Here is a 20041-nt window from a genome sequence, read left to right on the forward strand (position 1 = left end):
GTCTTTAGACCGTCACGCGGCATCGGGCGTGGCAAAAATTATCGTTCATTTTGGGAATTGCCATGCGCGAGTTAATTTTGACGAACGACCTTGTGCTTATCAGTTATGTCGAGGCTCTGCTCGCAGGTCAGGGCATCGAAGCGGTCATATTTGATCGAAATATGAGCTTGATGGAAGGGTCAATCGGAGCATTCCCGCGACGTCTTGTCGTCACGGACGACGATTGGAACAAGGCAAGCCGGGTTCTGAGGGAGGCCGGACTTGGTGAATGGGTCGTGGACCATGAGCGTGCTTGAGACAGATCTGCCGCAAAGCGAAAACGTCAGTGAGGACCTGTTTCTTGGCGATGCGTTGACTGTGCATCAGCCGCGAAGCGGCTATCGCGCCGGGACCGACGCGGTGCTTCTGGCCGCCACCTTGGCTCCGGAATTGGTTGGTGAAGAGACGGTTTTGGACGTCGGCTCGGGGGTCGGCGTCGTCGGACTGTGCGTGGCGGTACGTTGTCCCGGCGCCAGGGTCGTTCTGCTCGAACGCGAGCCAAAACTAGCGGCGCTCGCCCGCCACAATGTTGACCACAACAACTTGAGTGCACGCGTGTCGGTTGTCGAAACGGATATTTCGCGCGCAACGGGTGCGTTGGATGCCGCCGGAATTGCGTCCGAAACATTCGCCTTTGTGCTCGCCAACCCGCCCTATCACGAAGCCGGACGCAGTACCACGGCGGGAAACCATCTTCGCGCCGCCTCCCATCAGATGCCGCAGGACGCGCTGGAAATCTGGGCGCGGTTCATGAATCGCATGGCCGCTCCCGGAGGCCGCGCCGCGATGATCCATAAAGTGGAGGCGCTGCCGCGCATTCTCTCGGCTTTCGAAGGCCGGTTTGGCGGCGTGAACATCTTGCCCATTTATGCGCGTGCGGACGAACCGGCCATCCGTGTGATCGTTTCCGGAATCAAGGGCAGTCGCGCCCCGATCTCGATCAAACCGGGCCTCGTACTGCATGGACCCGATCAGGCGTTCCTGCCTGAAATCGAAGCCGTTTTTCGCCACGGCGCAGCGCTGCCGTCGCAAATTGGCGGCCGATAGCCACTGGCAGCAGGTCCGTGATTGCACTAGACAATCCGCTCTTCATGTCGCGCAAACCAATCCTCCCAAAGTCGCCCGCAGGAGTTTGAATTTATGTGGCCGTTTTCGCGCACGCCCGTCGTTCCAGTTCTTCGCTTCAGTGGCCCGATCGGCATGGCGACGCCGCTACGGCCTGGACTGTCGCTTGCGAGCTATGCCGCCGCCATCGACAAGGCGTTCTCGCTGTCGAAGCTTCCCGGCGTTGCGGTGGTCATCAATTCGCCGGGCGGATCGCCGGTGCAGTCCAACCTGATCTTCAAGCGTCTTCGTCAGTTGGCTGCCGAAAAAGACAAGAAAATCTATGTTTTCTGCGAAGACGTCGCGGCATCGGGCGGATACTTTCTCGCCATCGCAGGCGATGAAATCTATGCCGACCCATCCTCGATCGTGGGCTCTATCGGCGTCGTATCGCGCAGCTTCGGCTTCGTCGAGCTGATCGACCGGATGGGTGTCGAACGCCGCGTCTACACGGCCGGAGCCAACAAAAACCAGCTCGATCCTTTCCTGCCCGAGGATCAAGATGACATCGCGCGCCTGAAAGCCATCCAGAAGGACGTGCACGACGTCTTCATCGGCCTCGTCAAGGAACGTCGCGTCGGCAAACTCAAAGCCCCAGACGACGAGCTTTTTTCCGGCGCATTCTGGTCGGCGGCCAAAGCGGTTGAATTTGGCCTCATCGACGGCATAACAGACGTCCGTTCGAAGATGCACGAGGTGTTCGGAAGCAAGGTGCGGCTCAAGGTCGTCGAGCCGGACCGTGCAGGGCTTTTGTCGCGCCTCCGCCGTGTGCCTGGCGCATCCGGCCTAGGCGATGGCGGTCTTGCTTTTGCCGACGATCTGGTGTCGGCTATCGAGGCGCGCACGCTCTGGTCGCGCTTTGGGATTTAGGGCCCGGAGGGCCGAGCAATGCCCCCAGTCATATTTCTAGCCGTTGTCGGTGCTGCCGGTCTGGCCGGATACCGTTTGCTGTCTGCTCTGGCTCGCCAAGGCCAAGCCGTACGCGAGCAGGAAGCCCGCATGCGCCGCGCCACCGCGCCAGTCCGCGACCTCGGCAATCTCGAATGGGATGAAACGGCCGGCGTTTATCGCCCCCGCCAGCAGCGCGACAGTTAAAGGCTCTGTTACCCTCCACTATCGCGTTTCCGGCCCTTGGCGTGGCACCGCAGCATTCTTGGCGCCGCACTGTCCGTGTCCGTCTTTCGACCGGCAAGCCTGTAAAATCGCCTCAGCGATGCGTGACAAGGGGCCCTTAACGCGTATATTGCGGCCGAAAATTCAGCCGGAATGAGCCAAAAGACATGCCCCAGACGTCGGTTGCAACGAAAGCCGGACGCCTTCCCGCGTTGCGCCCTAAAGCTGCCTTCCAGGACCTGATCCTCACCCTGCAAAGCTTCTGGAGCGCCGAAGGCTGCGTCATCCTCCAGCCCTACGACATGGAAGTTGGCGCCGGCACCTTTCATCCGGCAACGACGCTGCGCTCGCTCGGGCCGAAGCCCTGGTCGGCGGCATACGTCCAGCCTTCGCGCCGTCCGAAAGACGGCCGCTACGGCGAAAATCCCAACCGGCTCCAGCACTATTACCAGTTCCAGGTCATCATGAAGCCGTCGCCTGCGAATATGCAGGAGCTCTACCTCGCGAGCCTCGACGCCATCGGCATCGACACCTCGCTGAACGACATTCGCTTCGTCGAGGACGACTGGGAAAGCCCGACGCTCGGCGCTTGGGGTCTCGGCTGGGAAGTCTGGTGCAACGGCATGGAAGTTTCGCAGTTCACATACTTCCAGCAGGTCGGCGGCTTCGACTGCAATCCCGTAGCAGGTGAAATTACCTACGGCCTTGAGCGCCTCGCCATGTACGTTCAGGGCGTCGACCGCGTCTTCGATCTGAACTTCAACGGCCGCGATGACGATAAGCGCCTGACCTACGGCGATGTCTTCCTGCAGGCCGAGCGCGAGTACTCCCGCTACAACTTCGAGCACGCCAACACCGAGGCGCTGCTCCGCCATTTCAAAGACGCCGAAGCCGAATGCGTGGCCTTGCTTGAGGCCGGCGCCAAGAATGGTGAGGAGCACTTGCTCGCGCTCCCCGCCTACGACCAGTGCATCAAGGCGAGCCACATCTTCAACCTGCTCGACGCTCGCGGCGTGATCTCGGTCACGGAGCGTCAGAGCTACATCCTGCGCGTCCGCGAGTTGGCGAAAGCCTGCTGCGGCGCCTGGCTAAAGACAGAAGGAGGACGCGCATGAACGACACCACGCTTGGGATAATCGCTTTAGCCGTGCCGCTGATCATTATCGGCTTCTTCGCTCTTCGACGGCTGCCTTGGGTTTTCGCATTTTTCGTTGCGCTCGTTGCCGTCGGCATCGGCTATCTGCACACGACTGGCGCAATAAAGGATATCGGCCACCAGGTGCGCGTAGCGCTGCCCGCAGGCATGATCCCGGAGCACAAAAAAGCTGAAGAAGCCGAGCCCGCCGAAGGCGGCGCGATGAAGGCGCTCCCGCCACCGGCAGAGCCTGCTCCGACACCTCCGGCGACACCACCCGCTGCGGAGCCGGCGCCGACACCTCCGGCGGCGGAATCGACACCGGCAACGCCTGCACCGGAAGCGACGCCGTCAACGCCGTCGACGACGGAACCGGCGCCTGCTGCACCGGAAACTGCACCCGCTCCGGAAAGCAAACCGGAAGAATCCACGACGCCGCCAGCAGCTCCTGCTCCGGCGCCGACGAACCCATAACGCAACCGCTCTCCCCGTTGCGGCTTCGCGGCGGGGAGAGACACAGGGTGAGGGGGCGAAAGCAGCACCCTGCAATTCCACCCCTCACCCCACTCTTTCCTGTATGACTGGGAAAGAGCCAGTCTCGCGAGATCGATCCTGAATGTCTGAACTTCTGCTTGAGCTTCTGTCGGAGGAGATTCCGGCGCGCATGCAATTGCGTGCGGCGGATGATTTGAAGCGCCTCGTCGTTGAAGGCCTGAAAGCACGCGGCCTTGACGTCGGTGAAGCGCGCGCCTTTTCGACCCCGCGCCGCCTGACGCTCGTTATCGAGAACGTCCCGCACGGCTCGCCCGCCATTTCCGATGAAAAGAAAGGCCCGCGCGTCGGGGCGCCTGAGCAAGCGGTTCAAGGTTTTCTGAAGTCTGCCGGTCTCGCGTCGATCGACGACGCGACCATCGTCAAGGATGAGAAGAAAGGCGACTATTACGTCGCCAAGATCGAAAAGCCCGGCCGTGCCGCGCCCGAAATCATCGCCGAAACGGTGACGGACGTTGCCGCGAAATTCCCCTGGCCGAAGTCGATGCGCTGGGGCTCCTCGCCCTTCCAGTGGGTGCGCCCGTTGCAGTCGGTTCTCTGCCTGCTCGGCGGCAAAGTCGTGCCGTTCGAGATCAATGGTATTGCGTCAGGCCATGAGACGCGCGGTCATCGCTTCCTCGGTCCCGGACCGTTCAAGGTTAAAAGCTTCGCCGACTATCAGGAGAAGCTTGAGAGCCATCACGTCATTCTCGATCCGGCAAAACGCGCTGCGGCTATCTCCGAGCAGGCGCACGCGCTTGCGAAAGAAGCGAAGCTCGAACTCGTCGAAGACGATGCGCTGATGGCCGAGAACGCCGGCCTCACCGAATGGCCGGTCGTGCTGATGGGCTCATTCGAAAAAGCGTTTCTTGAAGTGCCCGGCGAAGTTCTGATCACGTCGATGAAGACGCATCAGAAGTGCTTCTCGGTGCGCGATCCGAAAGCGAAGAAGCTCGCGAACAAATTCCTGCTCGTCTCGAACCTCGTGGCGAAAGACGGCGGCACACAGATCGTCTCGGGCAACGAGAAGGTCATTCGCGCGCGTCTCTCGGATGCGAAGTTCTTCTGGGAACAGGACCTCAAGCATCCGCTGGGTGAGATGGCGGGCAAGCTCGCGCACATCACGTTCCACGAGAAGCTCGGCAGCCAGAAAGATCGCGTCGAGCGCATCGAGCAGTTGGCGTTTGAACTCGCTGGCGCATGCGACGCCGACCCGCAAGACGCGCGCCGCGCCGCGGGTCTGTGCAAGGCGGATCTCGTCTCGGAAATGGTCGGCGAATTCCCCGAGCTCCAGGGCCTGATGGGCCGCTACTACGCCGAGCACGTCGGAACGAAGCCTGAGATCGCCCGCGCGCTGGAGCTGCACTATAAGCCGAAAGGCCCGACCGATACGGTGCCGCGCGAGGATCAGGGCGACGCCGTCGCGGTTGCCGTCGCGCTCGCCGACAAGCTCGATACGCTCGTCGGCTTCTGGGCCATCGGCGAAAAACCAACCGGCTCCGGCGACCCCTATCAGCTCCGCCGCGCCGCCCTTGGCGTCATCCGCATCGTGCTGGAAAATGATCTAAGAGTACCGCTTTCAGAACGGCTCGCCGAACATGGCGCACCAGTGGTCAGAAGTATCTTCACTGCTGGGTTAGCGAAGACCAGCGTGAAGGAATTTTTAAGTTCATGGAAATTGCCGGGCATTAAGCCAGATTTGTTCGATCGGGAACGGCCATCCGACGCGACATTGCAAACGATCGCCGAAGAGGTGGTTGCTGCTTGGGGAGTTGAACGCGTTCCGGACCTCCTCTCCTTCTTCGCTGACCGACTGAAGGTCTTCCTGAAAGACCAAGGCCAGCGTCACGACCTGATCGACGCAATCTTTTCGCTCGGCGGCCAGGATGATCTCGCCCTCATCGTCCGTCGCGTCGAAGCGCTCGACGCATTCCTCAAAACCGACGACGGCACGAATCTGCTCGCAGGCGTCAAGCGCGCCGCGAACATCCTCTCGATCGAAGAGAAGAAGGATAAAAAATCCTACGCCGGTCCCTACGACTTGGCGCTTCTCAAAGAGAAAGAGGAAATCGCGCTGGCCGCCGCCATCGAAGCGGTGAAGCAGGACACGACGTCGGCCATCCAGGTGGAAAATTTCGCTGGCGCCATGCGCGCGCTGTCGGAACTTCGTGCGCCGGTCGATGCGTTCTTCGACAAAATTCTCGTCAACGCCGACGATAAGCAGGTCCGCGAAAACCGTCTGCGCCTCTTGTCGGAAATCCGCGCCGCGACGCTCACCGTCGCCGACTTCTCAAAGATCAGCGGCTGAAAAACATCGGCGGCGGGCCTGGAATGCTGGTCGCCGACGCCGAAAGGTGATGGCCTCACTATAGCCCCACCACCGTCATGCCGACGGAGGTCGGCACCCAGACAAGCTTCAGCTTATCGCTTGCAAAAGGCTTGCCTGGATCCCGGCCTGCGCCGGGATGACGTTTGTCGGGCGGTGGCCCCTACCGCAAGCGCTTCAAAAAAGTCCTCGGGTTTAAGCCCGAGGATCAGGATCACGAGGCGTGGAGGAACAACAAACTCAATGCGCGGAAATCATTGCGACCTTTGCAGGCGCGAACGGCTTCACATCGGTCTGTGAAACCGGCAGTGCCTCCGACGTAAAGAAGCCAGGGCCGTTCATGATGTGAAGCCAATGCACGGTGACGTTCGCGGCGTAAGCGAACGTAATGATTGCAATAACGACCGCCGCGGAAAGCATCGTAACGTACGCAAGATACTCAGAAACGACCAACTTCGCGCTCGCAACACGGGCGCGCGGCGCATTCGTGCGATTGAGGGGATGGTAGACGAATTTCTGGTCCATGATCGTTCTCGCTTGCGCAGTACGCGGGGGAAATGGGGGGAGCACTTAGCCTGCGCGTTCCATTGAACTTCTGGATCGTGAAATGGGTTCCGAAATTCGTTTCGTCCAGGTGTGGATAGGCGCGGCGATTTCGCAAAATCGCCCATCTTTTTCGAATCGCACTGAAAAAATCGGGGTGCTAGCCGCTTGGCCTATGCCTCCGCGGCGGCCGAAGCTTCTTCATAGGCTTCCGTGGCCTCCAGCCAGGCGTCCTCGGCGGCCTGCAGGTCGCGGGCGAACTGGCCGCGCTGCTGGGCGGCCGCCTGAGCCTTTTGCGGGTTGGAGGAATAAATCTCCGTGTCGCCCAGGAGCGCATCAAGCGCCGCAATCTCCTTCGCCAGCTTATCGACGTGCTTTTCGGCCGCCTGCATGGCTTTCTTGAGCGGCGCCAACTCGGCCCGCTTTTCGGCGGCGGCCCGGCGTTGATCCGTACGCGACGTCCGCGCATCGCTTCCGTTTTCGTCGCGCCGTTCTGACGTTCGCGCGCCACGCTCTTCGAGCAGCAACGCGCGATAGCTTTCCATGTCGCCGTCGTAAGGCTTCACCGTGCCGTTGCGCACCAGCCAAAGCCGGTCGGCCGTCGCCTCGATCAAATGCCGGTCGTGGCTGATGAGGATGACAGCGCCGTTGTATTCCATCAGCGCGTGAATGAGCGCTTCACGGCTATCGACGTCGAGATGGTTCGTCGGCTCGTCGAGAATGAGAACGTGCGGTCCATGGAATGCTGTCAGCGCCAACAGCAGCCGCGCTTTCTCGCCGCCCGAAAGCTTTCCGCACGCGGTATCGGCTTTGTCGGCGCTGAAGCCGAACGTGCCGAGCTTGGTGCGCCGCTGCGCTTCCGTCGCTTCCGGCATCAGCTTCACCATGTAGTCGTACGGCGTCGCATTCGGCAGCAGGTCGTCGAGCTGATGCTGCGCGAAATAGCCGACTTCGATTTTCTGCGCGCCGAAAACCTCGCCCGACAACGGCTTCAGCCGCCCCGCGATCAGTTTCGCGAGCGTCGATTTACCGTTGCCGTTCTGGCCCAGCAGCGCGATGCGGTCGTCGTTGTCGATACGCAAGTCGATGCCCGACAAAATCGGATGATCGGCTTCATAGCCCGCGCTCGCCTTCTCGATCCGCAGCAGCGGACTGGCGATAATCTTCTGCGGATCGGGAAAATGAAACGGCACGACGCGATCATCGACCTGCGCCGCGATCGGCTGCATCTTGGCGAGCGCCTTGACACGGCTCTGCGCCTGCGCGGCTTTGCTCGCCTTCGCCTTGAAGCGGTCGATGAATGCCTGCAAATGCTTGCGCTGCTCGTCCTGCTTCTTCTTGAGCTTCATTTCGAGACGCTGCCGCTCGCGGCGCGTTTCCTCGAAATCGTCGTAGCCGCCCGCATAAAGCGTCAGCTTACCCTTGTCCAAATGCAGGATCTCGGTCACCGCGCTGTTCAACAGATCCCGGTCGTGGCTGACGATCAGCACCGTGTGCGGATAGCTCTTCAGATGGTTTTCGAGCCAGAGCGTGCCTTCAAGATCGAGATAGTTCGTCGGCTCGTCGAGCAGCAGGATGTCGGGCTTCAGGAACAGGATCGCACCGAGCGCAACGCGCATGCGCCAGCCGCCGGAAAATTCCCGGCACGCGCGCCGCTGCGCCTCTTCGTCGAAACCGAGGCCCGATAGAATGCGCGCCGCCCGCGCCGGTGCCGAGTGCGCGTCGATGTCGGTCAACCGCATTTGAATTTCCGCGATGCGTTCCGGATCGGTCGCGGTCTCCGCCTCGGCCAGCAGGCTCGCGCGCTCGGTATCGGCCGACAGCACCCAGTCGATCAGGCTCTCGTCGCCGCCCGGCGCTTCCTGCGCCACATGACCGAGCCGCGCATTCTTCGGAATGGAAATCGAGCCGTCGTCGGGCGCGATCTCGCCTTTCAGCAAACGCAGCAGCGTGGATTTGCCCGCGCCGTTGCGGCCGACGAGCCCGACTTTGTGGCCTGACGGAATGGCGGCTGTCGCCTGATCCAGGATCGGCCGGCCTTCGATGCGATAGGTGAGATCGTTGATATGCAGCATGGCATCGCGATAGCCGGTCCGCCGCCCGCTGTCACCGGGTCAGAGCGTAACGCCGAAGCGGGCAAGCGCTGCCGTCATCACCAGATAGGCCGCGAACGTCAGCGCCGAGGCGATGGCGAGGCTTAACCAAAAGCCGAATCCCTGCCCGAGCAACATCGGCAGCGCCAGAAACAGCACGAGAGACGGCAGCACATACCAAAAGATGCTCGTCGAAAGGCTCGCGATCTTGGCCGTATCGCCGGTCTCGCCGTAGAGCCAAATGAAAGCCAGCAGCGATGTCAACGGCAGCGAGGCAACGATGCCGCCAAAGACCGTCGAGCGCTTCGCGATTTCGGAGATTGCGACAACCAAACCCGCGGTCAAAAAAACTTTGAGCGCGGTGTAAAGCATCAGCCGGACACCACAGGCTTCAGCGTTTCGTAGAGCAGGCGGTCGCGGACAGCTTTATCCTGCACGGCCAAGTGCGCGATGAACCATTCCTGCACCATCTTGCACACTTGCTCCGGCTCACGCTTCGCGAGCAGCGTCGGATTGGAGAACACCTGCAGGTCTTCTTCCTTCCAGCCGAGCTTGCCGAGTTCCTTGATCAGGATGTCGTAGTCGCTCTTGACCGCCGAGTCGTGCTTGACCGGATTTTTCGATCCCTCGGAGATGGCCTCGAAAATCGCGTCGGTTTGGGCGTTAAGCGCCGTCGCGGTCTCTGGATGTTCCATTGTCTGGATCACGGCCGGGCTCATCTCGCCCTTTGAGATAAAGCCGAAGCAGGCGCTGACGCTTTGCGCCCTGAGCGCCTTGAGATGATTGAGGAACGCTTCCGCGATCGCTTGCAGCTTCTCTGGGCTTGCCTCAAGGGCCTTTTCCGCATTCTGGCGGCGAAGCGTAACGAGACCCTGCGCTAAGAGCGTCGCGACATCGCTATCGGGCTTGTTGTCAGCAACGAGCTTGTTGGCCGATGAGATTTCGTTCGAATACCAATCCGGGTATTCGCGCTTGATGAGTGCCCACACCGGAACGGTCTGCAGGCGCAGATCGAGCGGCGAGCCATCAACGGCAGGCGGCGAAGGTGGGGTCGGCGATTGTGGCTCGACCGCGGCAACTTGTGTCTGCGAGGACGGCGGCGGAGAAGAAGACGCGTCCGTCGCGGATGGTGAGACCGACGACGTCGTCGTTGCGTCGGCCGGCGGCGCGGACGAAATCACGTCGTTCGTCGGTGTTGCGGACGGAGCGCTTTCATTGGACGCAGTCTGCGTCGTATCAGTGGCTGCGGGTTGGGCCGATTGATCGGCGGAAGCCGCCGCCGTCGTCGCAGTCGACGATGGATCGGATGGCGCAGCGACGACCGGCGCATTGTCCGCGGTCGTGCCATTCGAGCCGCCGACCATACCCATGATGGCGCCCCGATAATTCGTGAATGCGAACGCGCCGCCGCCAATGACCATGATCGCGACGCCGGCAAGCGCCAGCCGTTTGATGAGATTGCTGCGGTCGGGCCGAGGTGCCGCGTCGCTCTCATAGTCGATGCCACGCTGATCATGTTGCGCTGTTGCTTGCCCGTAGGTCACCGCTTGTGGCTGAGCGGCTGGCGCGGACGGCGAAGCAGCGATCTGCTTCGGCTCTTGTCCGAGCGCCTCGAATGCCGTCGGAAATACGTTCGGCGCCGATTGCCATTCCGGCATTCCGGGCCGCCAGATCAGATCGCTGATACGCAGATAGTTATGCGCGACGAATGTGCGCATTTCGATATCGGTCAACGGCCCGTGCTGCTTACCGTCGCGGGCGATATACCACTGAATGTCGTTGGCCTGTGCCGTCATCATCGCTTCTTCGCACACGTAGGCATCGCTGCCTAACCCCCAGACCGTGCGCTCTTCGCCGGCCCACACTGTTCATACGTAGTTGCGCGCGTCAATCGGGCGATTATGCGGTAAAACTCCACTTTCGCGTGTGACGTGCAACCGAATGCTCTGCGGGGCGACGGTCCAGCGCTTGCTGGCGGCGGTGCGCGTCGCTATAAGCCCGCGGAACCCACATAAAATCCGTAAAGCGAGACAGACTTATGGCCATCGAACGCACGTTTTCCATCATCAAACCCGACGCCACGCGCCGCAATCTTACCGGTAAGATCAATGCCGTGATCGAAGATGCGGGTCTGCGCATCGTGGCTCAGAAGCGCGTCCGCTGGACCCGCGCCCAGGCCGAGAAGTTCTATGAAGAACACAAGGCACGGCCTTTTTACGGCGAACTCGTGGATTTCATGACCTCCGGCCCGATCGTTCTGCAGGCGCTGGAAGGCGAAAACGCCATCGCAAAGTATCGTGAAGTGATGGGCGCGACCGACCCGAAGGAAGCCGCCGAGGGCACCATTCGGAAGCTTTTCGCAGAGTCGAAGGGCTCCAATTCGACGCACGGATCTGACAGCCCGGCAGCCGCCGAGCGCGAAATTGCCTTGAATTTCCGCCTCGACGAGATCGTTGGTTAAAAATCTTGGCCGGAGCGCCGCGTGCGCTCCGGCCTCTGCAATGCCAAGGAAAATGGCGATGATTTCGCCGTCCTACCTCCGCACAATGGCCCGCTACAACAGTTGGCAGAACGCCAGCGTCTACCGGGCCTGCGAACAACTGACGGACGCCCAGCGGAAAGATAATCGCGATGCGTTCTTCGGCTCGATCCACGCCACGCTGAACCATATTCTCTGGGCTGATCAGATGTGGCTGTCGCGGTTCGAAGCCGCTTCGCCGCCAGCCAAGCCCGCTCTTTCCGATAGCACAACATTATTCGAGGACTGGGACGCCCTGAAAGCCGAGCGCCAGCGCTTCGACCGCGTCATTGAAGATTGGACCGATCGCTTCGAAGCATCCGGCTGTGAAGGCGATTTGACCTGGTATTCAGGTTCGGCCGGGCGCGAGATGACCCGTCCGAAAGCCCTGATCCTCATGCACATCTTCAATCACCAGACCCATCATCGCGGTCAGGTGAATGCGATGCTGACGGGCTTCGGCATCAATCCCGGCGTGACGGATCTGCCGTTTTCGCCCGATCCCGCCTAGGCGGCGTCGACGATAACACCGCCGTTTCCGCCCAGCTCCCGCTCAAACGTCTCCTCATCGATCGCACCTTCCGACTTGGCGATCACAATGGTCGCGATGCCATTGCCGATCAGGTTCATGAGCGCCCGGCCTTCCGACATGAAGCGGTCGATCCCGAGGATCAGCGCCAGCGACGCAACCGGAATATGCGATGTCGTGCTGAGCGTTGCGGCCAACGTGATGAAGCCCGATCCCGTAACGCCTGCAGCGCCTTTCGACGTGAGAAGCAATACGCCGAGGATCGACACCTCATGCCAGATCGTGAGCTCGGTGTTCGTCGCCTGTGCCAGGAAAATCGCGGCCATCGTCAGGTAAATGCAGGTGCCGTCGAGATTGAACGAATACCCGGTCGGTACGACAAGCCCGACCACGCTTTCCTCGCAGCCGGCCTTGCGCATCTTGGCAATGAGGCGCGGCAGGACGCTCTCCGAGGACGACGTCCCAAGAACGATCAGCAACTCGTCCTTGATGTAGGCGAGATAGCGCAGGATCGAAAAGCCTGACAGCCGCGCGATTACGCCCAGAACGCCGAACAGAAAAATCAGACACGTTAGATAGAAGGCGAACATCAGAAAGGCGAGGCTCGACAGCTTGTCGATGCCGTATCGCCCGACCGTGAAGGCCATCGCTCCGAACGCACCAATGGGTGCCAGCTTCATGATGAAGCCGACCATCTTGAACAGCACGTCGCCAATCTGTGCGACCAGATCAAGCATGGGTTTGCCGCGCGGCCCAAGCGACTGCAGCCCGAACGCAAAGAGCAGGGCGACCAGCAAAACCTGCAGGATATTGCCGTCGACAAAGCCGCTGAGAAACGTGTTCGGGATAATGTCGAGAATGAAGCCGACCGCCGACTCTTCCTTCGATTTCGCAACGAAGCTTGCGACGGCCTTCGCATCGAGCGACGCGATATCGACGTTCATGCCGGCACCGGGCTTCAGAACGTTGACGACGACCAGACCGATGACGAGCGCCAGCGTCGTGAGGACCTCGAAGTAGATGAGGGCTTTAATGCCGACCCGTCCGACCTTTTTCAGGTCGCCCATCGACGCGATGCCGTGCACGACCGTAACGAAGATGATCGGCCCGATCAGCATCTTGATGAGTTTGACGAAGCCGTCGCCCAGCGGCTTCATGGCCTCGCCTGCGGACGGATAGAGATGCCCAAGACCAACGCCCAGAGCGATCGCCGTCAGGACCTGGAAGTAGAGATGGGTATAGAACGGCTTCCCACGTGGCTCCGCGAGAATGGTTTCGTAGTCTTGCTGCATGAAAAGACGTTAGCGCCTCGCTCGATTGAGAGGCGGCACACTAACGGTGACGTTCCGGGCGCGATAGTTTCCGGCCGCAGAAATATCTCGTTCGATGGTTGAATGCGAAAGCCGGTGGCAAAGGCAAATGTGGAATTCGCCGCGAGGGTCGCGCCGAATGCGGCGGAACTGACCCTCGTGGCGCTTCGTCCGGTTGCCAAAGATGCACACCGACGCATCCGCAGGCCGGACGGTGGACGGCGCTTAGGCGGCCGCGACCCAACTTCCCGCGACGAACCCGAAGGCAACGGCATCGGGGTTGCGGCGTGCAGTTTCTATCAATTTCTCGGGCGCTTCCACGTCTAGCGCAACCGCGACGTTCTTTTCTTTCGATCTGCGCGGTTTTGCACCCGTCAACAAGAAGACGGGCTTGCCAAGTACGACGGTTCTCACGGACTCCATGGTGAGGGCCTCCTGGAGTTTGGAACGTAGGCGTTTCGGCTGTGTCTGGACGACACGGGGGGCAGTGACATCCAGAATGTGCTATTAATTCATTAACGTGCAGAGACTATGACAGCATTAACCAGTGCAGGAAACCCGGCACTCTCGCGTATGCGAGCCTCTCTACAACTCGAATTTGCACTTTCCTGAGCACTTTGCGGGCGTAAAAGCCTGTATCGCGGCGCGATATTGCCTGTGGAAAACATTGCGAATGGTATTCACGGACAAGGAATCAAATTGAGTAACGCGATGTTACGCGCACGACTTGAGTGCAAATCCGGCTGAAAAGTTCTGAAAAAGAAATGGCCGGGACGATTTCCCGGCCATTCTGCATCTCAACGTCAATTCGCTGGCAACAAGCGTCAGCTCAGCTCGTGGATTTTGAATTTCAAGCCGCCCTTCGGCGTCAGCGTCACCGTCGCGTTGAGCCCAGCCGGATCCTTGCCGACATACTCGGGCCGGAAGCGACGCAGAAGACGCGACAGCGCCAGCGTGTTCTCGACTTGGCTCATCGCGCCGCCGATGCATGAACGCTTGCCGGCACCGAACGGCAGATAGCTATATTTCACTTGCTTCTTGGCGTTGCCCGCCATCCAGCGCTCAGGCTGGAAGGACTCAGGCTCGGGCCAGAATTTCGGATTGTGGTGCGCGCCGTAGCTGAAGATCGACACGCGGTCACCCGGGTTGATCTTGACGCCGCCGATTTCGTCTTCGGCCGCGGCGATGCGGATGAGGCTCCAGACGGGCGGATAGATGCGCATCGTTTCCTGGATGACAGCGCGCGTATAGGCGAGGCCGGAATAATCCGCCGCCGTCGGTTCGCGATCGCCGTAGACCTGATCGCCTTCGCGACGAATCCGTTCGGCCATTTCCGGCCGCCGCGACGTCTCATAAAGCGCCCACGCCAGCGTCAAAGCCGTCGTCTCGGTGCCGGCCCACAGATACTGTTTCAGCTCGTCGATGGCCTGCTGCTGGTCGAATTCCGGAACGGAAGGATCGGCAACCGTCGCCTCGATCATCTTCAGCAGCGTGCGCTCGCGCATCTCGCGCGGATCGGCGCCCATCACGGCCGGCGGCACGCTCGCCCAAACTTCCATCGCCTTCGCCGGATCTTCGTCGGTCAACTCGAAGATCTCGCCCGCCTGTTTGCGCAGGCGGATGTCGCGATGGTTCATGACGTCGGTATAGGTCTTCACGCACTTGAACACGACGTGCGGATTGAACGGCATATCGCGGTCGAACAGCGCCTTGCAGATCATGTCGGCTGCGAGCGTCCACGTCTGCTCGACCATCTCGACCGTCTCGCCGCTTTTCGCAAGGTCGGCCCAGAGCGCCATCTTCGTATCGATCGCGCGCAGGAAGTACGGAATGTACTCGGCGAACATGTCGGGGTGGAACGCGGGCTGCTGCGGCATCCGGATCTTCTGCCAGAGCGCACCGTCGTTCGTGATCATCGACTTGCCGAAGATCGGCTTCAGGCCGTCGAAGTATTTGATGTAGTTGTCGGCTTTAGTGACCAGCACGTGCTTGAAATATTCGGGCTCTGAAATAAGCACGACACGTTGATTGGCCATATTGACCGGCAGGACAGGACCGTAACGGTCCATCATCTGCATGAGGATGCGCATCGGGTTATCCGGATCGCCGCGCAATAGCGGCGTCAGGTTGAACCAGATGCTAGATTCGTCGCCGAGACCCAGGGTGTGGCTGGGGGTCGTTTCCATAGGCATTCTCCATTCGGGACCGGAGGAGCGGTGCGCGTATCAGCCTTGCGGGCGCTTCGTGCGCCCATCGGGCTCGCGCTGCACTTCGGTCGCCGGATCTCCCTCTCCGGAAGCCATAGAAATACCACGGTTTGGGGGGTGCCTGTCCATGCGACGGCCAGTGCAAGGTAACCAGCAAATGACGCTGTGGATCAGATCACTGGAGAGTACAGTGGGTTCGTTTCGCTAACTTCCGAAGATATAACAATTTTCTCCCCTTCGCAGCATACCTGCCCTGCGGCGACAAGTCTTAACGCTGCCGGGTAAACTCGGTGTTCCACTTTGAGGATCTTGGCCGCGAGTGTCTCCGCGGTATCACTCGATAGGACTGGAACTGCCGCCTGCGCGATGATTGGACCGGCATCCATCTCCGGCCGGACATAATGAACCGTGCAGCCCGCGATCTTCACGCCAGCCGCAATCGCCTGCTCGTGCGTGTGCAGGCCCTTGAAGCTCGGCAGCAGCGACGGATGGATGTTGATCATCCGATTCTGCCAATGCGCGACGAATTCGGGCGTCATCAGCCGCATGAAGCCCGCAAGCGCGACAAGCTCGACATGGTGCGTATCAAGCGCCGACTGGAGCGCCCGCTCGAACGCCGCGCGCGACCCGTAGCCCTTGTGGTCGATGATGACCGTCGGCAGCCCCTGCTCCACTGCCCACGCGATACCCGCGGCATCAGGCCGGTTCGAAGCGACAAGCACGATCTCGGCCGGATAGTCGGGGGCGCGTGCAGCAGCCACCAGCGACTGCATGTTCGAGCCGCGGCCGGAGATCAAAATGGCGGTGCGTTTCTTGGTGCTCATGGCCGCCCGGAATAGCAGAGCAGGCTTCGGTGCGCGAGTGCATCTGAGGTGAGACATGAACGCCACGAGCCGCAGGGTTTGTTAGCCATGGTTGACGACCGTTGTTGCAGCAGGGTGTCACCTTACGCATTCTGAAAGGGATCGGGGGCCACGATCGCAGAAATGGGCGACTGATACGTCAGCGGCGCTTCTGCCGCGCGGCGGTCAGTTATCTGCAAAATCGGGTCGAAATGGCACGCCGGATTTCATTGCTTACCGTTGGAACGCTGGGCGACGTCGGGCCGATGGTTGCCCTCGGCTTGGCGCTCAAAGAGGCTGGCTACGAAGTCAGCGTCGCAGCTCCCGAAGACTTCATGGACTACGTCCGCAGCAAGGGGCTCGAAGCGCGCCGCTGCGGCACGGATTTTTCGAAGTTCATGAAAGAGGGCGAGATGGCGGAGATCGCCGGCGCCCACACGCTCGTCACGGTCAAGAAATGGCTGAGTCCCGGCCCCGACATGCGGGCGCTGTTCGAGAGCATCCTTCTCGATTCCGTAGCTGCGACCGCAGATGCCGATGCCATGATCTTCCATCCCGTCATCTCGGTCGCCGGTGAAATCGCCGAAGCGCGAAACATCCCTGCCGTCATGGCCGGTCTCGGCTCCGTTTCGCCGTCGGCCGAAAACCTGTTGTCGGTCATTCCCGGAACCGGCATCCCGGCCTGGAACCGGTACGGCTACAAGACGCTCGGACTGCAGCGGCTGGCCTATCGGCGTGTCATCGGCGAGATCCGCAAGTCGCTGGGCCTTGGCCGGTCGTTCTGGATGAAGCATCCGCATCGCGTCCACGGCAAGCGTGCGTCCGTTCTCTACCCCGTCAGCCCAGTTCTGCAGCCGCGCGCGAGCACGGAAGGCGACGAGATCTACTTCACAGGTTACTGGTTCCGCGATGAGGCGCCGAATTGGCGTCCATCCGGCAAGCTCGCGGAGTTTCTGGCCGCCGGACCGCGTCCGATCTACGTCGGCTTCGGCAGCATGCCAGCGCTTGGCCTTGAACGCACCGAGATGATCTTGCGCGCCTGCGAGGCGGCCGGACAGCGTGTGATCCTCGGCAAGGGGCGCGGCGAGTTCGATCGCGTGCCATTGTCCGCCAACTTCCATCTGATCGACCAGTTCGTGCCGCACGATAAACTGTTCCGCGAAGTCGGCGCCGTCATCCATCATGGCGGCCTCGGCACGACGACGTCGGCCTTGCGTGCCGGACGTCCAAGCTTCGTCGGTCCCTTCATGATGGATCAAAAATACTGGGGCCATCGGATCTTCCAGCTCGGCGCCGGGCCGGACCAGCTCCCGATCCAGGACTGGACGCTTGAGGCATTGACCGCCCGCATCCGCGACGTGGCGACCAATCCATCGTATGCGCTGAGGGCCGCCGAGATCGGCCGCGCCATGGAGCAGGAAGACGGCGCCGCCAACGCCGTCGAGATTATCAAGAAGCTCCTCGGCGGGCCGGCAGGCGACGCCGCGCACACCGGCGCTTCGCAGGTCGTCGCCGCTTAAAGTGCGCAACGAAGACGTCAACGGATAAATGCGAGATCGCCCGCAATCGGCAGTGAACTTCGTTTTCGATGCGCACCGCGATGACGCCATGTTAGCGCAACAGTCAGGCCAAATTCTCCTCGTATAGGCGCGAGCGTCAAAGAACGAGGAGAAAACATGCTCAGCTCAAGGATCATCCTGGCTGCTATCATCATCGCAGGAACTGCCGGGACCGCCACATCTCAGACCATTCGGCTGGATGATCGCGGCTTCAGCTTCCGCTTCGGCAAGGACGATCGCCGTGGCGATGTCGAAGGCAAACGCGCGAGCTGCGAAGTCTATGCCCGCATCGCGCAGGTTCAGGCTGATGCCAATATCCGCTATCGCTGTGGTTTCCGCGGTCCGCAATGGGATACTGATACCCGCAACCATTTTCGCTGGTGCAGATGGGCTCGGCGCGCCGACTTGGCACGCGATCAGCTCTTCCGGTCTCAGGGACTTCAGGATTGCTTCAATCGTCTGGGCGACTTTGACGACCGTCGCTGATCGCACGGCACATCAGGATAACGGAGGGCCGGAGCATTGCTCCGGCTTTTTTGTTTGCACCCCGCGAGAAACGATCAGCTGATCGGGCGCGCCGTCGCCCGCGGCTTGATATGTAGGTGTTTCGCCGCGTGTGCTTTGACAAGACGCTTGCCAAGCCCTGCTGCCCGTCGCGCCTGATAGATGTTGGCGAGGAAAAGATTGGCGACGCGCGACCAGTCGTGCCGCATGGCCTGCACGCGTACCTGATCGCGGTCGAGCTTCAACGCCGCAAGTGCCGCCGCCCGCAGGTCTTCATCGAGGCAGCCGGTCACGCCGGGCGTCACGACGTCGATCGGCCCGGTCACCGGATAGGCCGCAACACCGAGGCCTGAAGCCATGGCTTCGAGCAGCACCAGGCCGAACGTGTCGGTGCGGCTCGGAAACACGAACACGTCGGCGTTTGAATATTCCTGCGCCAGGTCTTCGCCCGTCTTAGCGCCCTTGAAGACGACATCGGGATACCGGCTCCGCAGAAGTCCGAGGATCGGCCCGTCGCCGACAACGACCTTTCGGCCCGGCAGATCGAGATTGAGGAACGCCTCGACATTCTTTTCGCGCGAGACGCGGCCGACGTAGAGAAACGTCGGCCCGGCTTTGGCGGCGGCGTCTTCAGCGTCGCCCATTTTCGCGCGCGGCTTGAATTGCGCAGTATCGACGCCGCGCGACCACAGCATCAGCCGCCGGAACCCGCGTCCCGACAATTCCGTCTTCAGCGATCGCGTTGCGACGAACATGCCGATGCCGGGCCGGTGAAACCAACGCTGAAACGCGTAGCTGATCCACGCCGGCAGACCGGTGTAGGCCTCGATGTATTCCGGAAACCGCGTATGGAACGACGTCGTGAAGCGAATGCCCTTGCGCAGGCAGACGCCGCGCGTAGCAAGCCCGATCGGCCCTTCCGTCGCGATGTGCACGTGATCGTAATTGCCCTCTTTCAGCAGCGCGGCAACCTGCGACCGCCGCGCCAGCGCCAACCGGATCTCGCGATAGCCGGGACACGGCAGCGTCGCGAAATCCAACGGCGATAGGATCGTGACCATGTGGCCCGCGGCTTCAAGCTCGCGCTTCAGGTTCTCGTAGGTGCGGACGACACCGTTGACCTGCGGCTTCCAGGCGTCGGTCGCGATGAATATTCGCATCACGCTACCTCGATGTTGGGGCGCCGCGCCGATGACAGGCTGTGAGCGGCGCGATCCGCAAAATCGCCGAGCGGGCCAGAGAGCATGACGAGAAGCAGGTCCGAATCTATCTAACGGCGTATTTTAATCCGCTTCTGACCTCACCAGTTTTCGATTGTGTGACAGTTGGCAGGAATTGCCCGAACAATCTGCAATTTAACCTCTACGAAGCCTCAAGACTTGCATCGTGCAACGTCAGTCGCGCTTAGCTGGGCGATCCGGCGCCACGTCATATAGGCGCGGATATCGGTAAACTGCCCGTCGGCGAGACGGGCGATCGGCGGCGCGTCCTCATCCCGATGGATGATCTCGGCCATGATCCAGCGGTCGGAAAATTGCTCGTCCGCCAGCCCGTCGAATGCCGGACGCGGCACGCGATATTTGATCTCGATGATTTCGCCCACAGCGAGGTCTGAGGTAGGGCCAGCCATGTGGGTGCTCCTGTATAGTTTACGGAGCGGCGTGAGTAGACGCGGAATTTTTCAGTTC

General features: G+C 61.0%; 21 protein-coding genes. 10 read left to right on the forward strand and 11 right to left on the reverse strand.

Going from position 1 to position 20041, the window contains the following annotated elements; translation table 11 throughout:
• Nucleotides 1–62 precede the first annotated feature (62 nt).
• The 7 genes from RLW55_RS07670 to glyS all read left to right on the forward strand — a co-directional run bounded on the left by RLW55_RS07670 (nucleotide 63) and on the right by glyS (nucleotide 6230).
• A complete protein-coding gene (locus RLW55_RS07670; protein ID WP_024276492.1) occupies nucleotides 63–296 on the forward strand; it encodes a DUF2007 domain-containing protein in 234 nt (77 codons plus the stop codon).
• Nucleotides 283–1086: a tRNA1(Val) (adenine(37)-N6)-methyltransferase gene (locus tag RLW55_RS07675; RefSeq protein WP_423416033.1), complete on the forward strand. Its 804-nt coding sequence runs from the start codon at nucleotides 283–285 to the stop codon at nucleotides 1084–1086. Before RLW55_RS07670 ends, RLW55_RS07675 begins: the two co-directional genes overlap by 14 nt.
• Nucleotides 1087–1179: 93 nt before the next feature.
• Nucleotides 1180–2013: a S49 family peptidase gene (locus RLW55_RS07680; protein WP_423416034.1), complete on the forward strand. Its 834-nt coding sequence runs from the start codon at nucleotides 1180–1182 to the stop codon at nucleotides 2011–2013.
• 18 nt (nucleotides 2014–2031) lie between these two features.
• Entirely contained in the window at nucleotides 2032–2238 is a 207-nt protein-coding gene (locus RLW55_RS07685; protein WP_423416035.1) for a hypothetical protein, read from the forward strand.
• Nucleotides 2239–2423: 185 nt separating this feature from the next.
• Entirely contained in the window at nucleotides 2424–3371 is a 948-nt protein-coding gene (locus RLW55_RS07690) for a glycine--tRNA ligase subunit alpha (RefSeq protein WP_423416036.1), read from the forward strand.
• Complete coding sequence (locus tag RLW55_RS07695) at nucleotides 3368–3865, forward strand: hypothetical protein (protein ID WP_423416037.1); 498 nt, start codon at nucleotides 3368–3370, stop codon at nucleotides 3863–3865. The genes RLW55_RS07690 and RLW55_RS07695 overlap by 4 nt, the downstream gene beginning before the upstream one ends.
• Before the next feature lie 142 nt (nucleotides 3866–4007).
• Nucleotides 4008–6230 carry a glycine--tRNA ligase subunit beta gene (gene glyS / locus RLW55_RS07700; protein ID WP_423416038.1) on the forward strand — a complete coding sequence of 741 codons (2223 nt, stop codon included), beginning with the start codon at nucleotides 4008–4010 and terminating at the stop codon, nucleotides 6228–6230.
• Between the two features lie 258 nt (nucleotides 6231–6488).
• On the opposite strand, the gene RLW55_RS07705 is transcribed toward glyS, so the two are convergent.
• The 4 genes from RLW55_RS07705 to RLW55_RS07720 form a co-directional block, all read right to left on the reverse strand.
• Nucleotides 6489–6773, reverse strand: a complete 285-nt coding sequence (locus RLW55_RS07705) for a hypothetical protein (protein WP_423416039.1) — start codon at nucleotides 6771–6773, stop codon at nucleotides 6489–6491.
• 191 nt (nucleotides 6774–6964) lie between these two features.
• The gene (locus RLW55_RS07710; RefSeq protein ID WP_423416040.1) at nucleotides 6965–8866 is read right to left on the reverse strand and encodes an ABC-F family ATP-binding cassette domain-containing protein; all 1902 of its coding nucleotides are present in this window, start codon (nucleotides 8864–8866) and stop codon (nucleotides 6965–6967) included.
• A 39-nt stretch (nucleotides 8867–8905) separates the two neighbouring features.
• Nucleotides 8906–9256: a DUF3147 family protein gene (locus RLW55_RS07715; RefSeq protein WP_409561203.1), complete on the reverse strand. Its 351-nt coding sequence runs from the start codon at nucleotides 9254–9256 to the stop codon at nucleotides 8906–8908.
• Nucleotides 9256–10683 (reverse strand): DUF4339 domain-containing protein, encoded by a 1428-nt coding sequence (locus RLW55_RS07720; RefSeq protein WP_423416041.1) that lies wholly within the window; start codon nucleotides 10681–10683, stop codon nucleotides 9256–9258. The genes RLW55_RS07715 and RLW55_RS07720 overlap by 1 nt, the downstream gene beginning before the upstream one ends.
• Before the next feature lie 239 nt (nucleotides 10684–10922).
• Between RLW55_RS07720 and ndk the strand changes: the two genes are divergently transcribed.
• Together ndk and RLW55_RS07730 are read left to right on the forward strand one after the other, a co-directional pair.
• Entirely contained in the window at nucleotides 10923–11345 is a 423-nt protein-coding gene (gene ndk / locus RLW55_RS07725; protein ID WP_409561201.1) for a nucleoside-diphosphate kinase, read from the forward strand.
• Nucleotides 11346–11403: 58 nt separating this feature from the next.
• Entirely contained in the window at nucleotides 11404–11913 is a 510-nt protein-coding gene (locus RLW55_RS07730) for a DinB family protein (protein WP_423416042.1), read from the forward strand.
• On the opposite strand, the gene RLW55_RS07735 is transcribed toward RLW55_RS07730, so the two are convergent.
• The 4 genes from RLW55_RS07735 to purN all read right to left on the reverse strand — a co-directional run bounded on the left by RLW55_RS07735 (nucleotide 11910) and on the right by purN (nucleotide 16272).
• Nucleotides 11910–13223 (reverse strand): dicarboxylate/amino acid:cation symporter, encoded by a 1314-nt coding sequence (locus tag RLW55_RS07735; protein WP_423416043.1) that lies wholly within the window; start codon nucleotides 13221–13223, stop codon nucleotides 11910–11912. The genes RLW55_RS07730 and RLW55_RS07735 overlap by 4 nt on opposite strands.
• A gap of 243 nt (nucleotides 13224–13466) precedes the next feature.
• Nucleotides 13467–13664, reverse strand: a complete 198-nt coding sequence (locus RLW55_RS07740) for a hypothetical protein (protein ID WP_013949728.1) — start codon at nucleotides 13662–13664, stop codon at nucleotides 13467–13469.
• 401 nt (nucleotides 13665–14065) lie between these two features.
• Nucleotides 14066–15427 carry a cytochrome P450 gene (locus tag RLW55_RS07745; protein WP_423416044.1) on the reverse strand — a complete coding sequence of 454 codons (1362 nt, stop codon included), beginning with the start codon at nucleotides 15425–15427 and terminating at the stop codon, nucleotides 14066–14068.
• A 191-nt stretch (nucleotides 15428–15618) separates the two neighbouring features.
• The gene (gene purN, locus RLW55_RS07750; RefSeq protein ID WP_423416045.1) at nucleotides 15619–16272 is read right to left on the reverse strand and encodes a phosphoribosylglycinamide formyltransferase; all 654 of its coding nucleotides are present in this window, start codon (nucleotides 16270–16272) and stop codon (nucleotides 15619–15621) included.
• Nucleotides 16273–16502: 230 nt separating this feature from the next.
• On the opposite strand from purN, the gene RLW55_RS07755 reads away from it, so the two are divergent.
• Nucleotides 16503–17810, forward strand: a complete 1308-nt coding sequence (locus tag RLW55_RS07755) for a glycosyltransferase (protein WP_423416046.1) — start codon at nucleotides 16503–16505, stop codon at nucleotides 17808–17810.
• A 165-nt stretch (nucleotides 17811–17975) separates the two neighbouring features.
• Here the strand turns inward: RLW55_RS07755 and RLW55_RS07760 are convergent, their stop codons facing one another.
• From RLW55_RS07760 to RLW55_RS07770, 3 genes are all read right to left on the reverse strand, one after another.
• Entirely contained in the window at nucleotides 17976–18341 is a 366-nt protein-coding gene (locus tag RLW55_RS07760) for a hypothetical protein (protein ID WP_423416047.1), read from the reverse strand.
• 68 nt (nucleotides 18342–18409) lie between these two features.
• Nucleotides 18410–19513 (reverse strand): glycosyltransferase family 4 protein, encoded by a 1104-nt coding sequence (locus tag RLW55_RS07765; RefSeq protein WP_423416048.1) that lies wholly within the window; start codon nucleotides 19511–19513, stop codon nucleotides 18410–18412.
• Between the two features lie 212 nt (nucleotides 19514–19725).
• Nucleotides 19726–19983 carry a hypothetical protein gene (locus tag RLW55_RS07770; protein WP_409561192.1) on the reverse strand — a complete coding sequence of 86 codons (258 nt, stop codon included), beginning with the start codon at nucleotides 19981–19983 and terminating at the stop codon, nucleotides 19726–19728.
• Nucleotides 19984–20041 lie beyond the last annotated feature (58 nt).

It is taken from the genome of Hyphomicrobium sp. B1, from assembly GCF_049532635.1.
GTDB lineage: Bacteria > Pseudomonadota > Alphaproteobacteria > Rhizobiales > Hyphomicrobiaceae > Hyphomicrobium_B.

Bases quoted from the DNA above. Each gene is read 5' to 3' on its own strand.
- RLW55_RS07670 (WP_024276492.1), top strand. From the start codon at position 63: ATGCGCGAGTTAATTTTGACGAACGACCTTGTGCTTATCAGTTATGTC.
- RLW55_RS07675 (WP_423416033.1), top strand. From the start codon at position 283: ATGAGCGTGCTTGAGACAGATCTGCCGCAAAGCGAAAACGTCAGTGAG.
- RLW55_RS07680 (WP_423416034.1), top strand. From the start codon at position 1,180: ATGTGGCCGTTTTCGCGCACGCCCGTCGTTCCAGTTCTTCGCTTCAGT.
- RLW55_RS07685 (WP_423416035.1), top strand. From the start codon at position 2,032: ATGCCCCCAGTCATATTTCTAGCCGTTGTCGGTGCTGCCGGTCTGGCC.
- RLW55_RS07690 (WP_423416036.1), top strand. From the start codon at position 2,424: ATGCCCCAGACGTCGGTTGCAACGAAAGCCGGACGCCTTCCCGCGTTG.
- RLW55_RS07695 (WP_423416037.1), top strand. From the start codon at position 3,368: ATGAACGACACCACGCTTGGGATAATCGCTTTAGCCGTGCCGCTGATC.
- glyS (WP_423416038.1), top strand. From the start codon at position 4,008: ATGTCTGAACTTCTGCTTGAGCTTCTGTCGGAGGAGATTCCGGCGCGC.
- RLW55_RS07705 (WP_423416039.1), bottom strand. From the start codon at position 6,773: ATGGACCAGAAATTCGTCTACCATCCCCTCAATCGCACGAATGCGCCG.
- RLW55_RS07710 (WP_423416040.1), bottom strand. From the start codon at position 8,866: ATGCTGCATATCAACGATCTCACCTATCGCATCGAAGGCCGGCCGATC.
- RLW55_RS07715 (WP_409561203.1), bottom strand. From the start codon at position 9,256: ATGCTTTACACCGCGCTCAAAGTTTTTTTGACCGCGGGTTTGGTTGTC.
- RLW55_RS07720 (WP_423416041.1), bottom strand. From the start codon at position 10,683: ATGATGACGGCACAGGCCAACGACATTCAGTGGTATATCGCCCGCGAC.
- ndk (WP_409561201.1), top strand. From the start codon at position 10,923: ATGGCCATCGAACGCACGTTTTCCATCATCAAACCCGACGCCACGCGC.
- RLW55_RS07730 (WP_423416042.1), top strand. From the start codon at position 11,404: ATGATTTCGCCGTCCTACCTCCGCACAATGGCCCGCTACAACAGTTGG.
- RLW55_RS07735 (WP_423416043.1), bottom strand. From the start codon at position 13,223: ATGCAGCAAGACTACGAAACCATTCTCGCGGAGCCACGTGGGAAGCCG.
- RLW55_RS07740 (WP_013949728.1), bottom strand. From the start codon at position 13,664: ATGGAGTCCGTGAGAACCGTCGTACTTGGCAAGCCCGTCTTCTTGTTG.
- RLW55_RS07745 (WP_423416044.1), bottom strand. From the start codon at position 15,427: ATGGAAACGACCCCCAGCCACACCCTGGGTCTCGGCGACGAATCTAGC.
- purN (WP_423416045.1), bottom strand. From the start codon at position 16,272: ATGAGCACCAAGAAACGCACCGCCATTTTGATCTCCGGCCGCGGCTCG.
- RLW55_RS07755 (WP_423416046.1), top strand. From the start codon at position 16,503: ATGGCACGCCGGATTTCATTGCTTACCGTTGGAACGCTGGGCGACGTC.
- RLW55_RS07765 (WP_423416048.1), bottom strand. From the start codon at position 19,513: ATGCGAATATTCATCGCGACCGACGCCTGGAAGCCGCAGGTCAACGGT.
- RLW55_RS07770 (WP_409561192.1), bottom strand. From the start codon at position 19,983: ATGGCTGGCCCTACCTCAGACCTCGCTGTGGGCGAAATCATCGAGATC.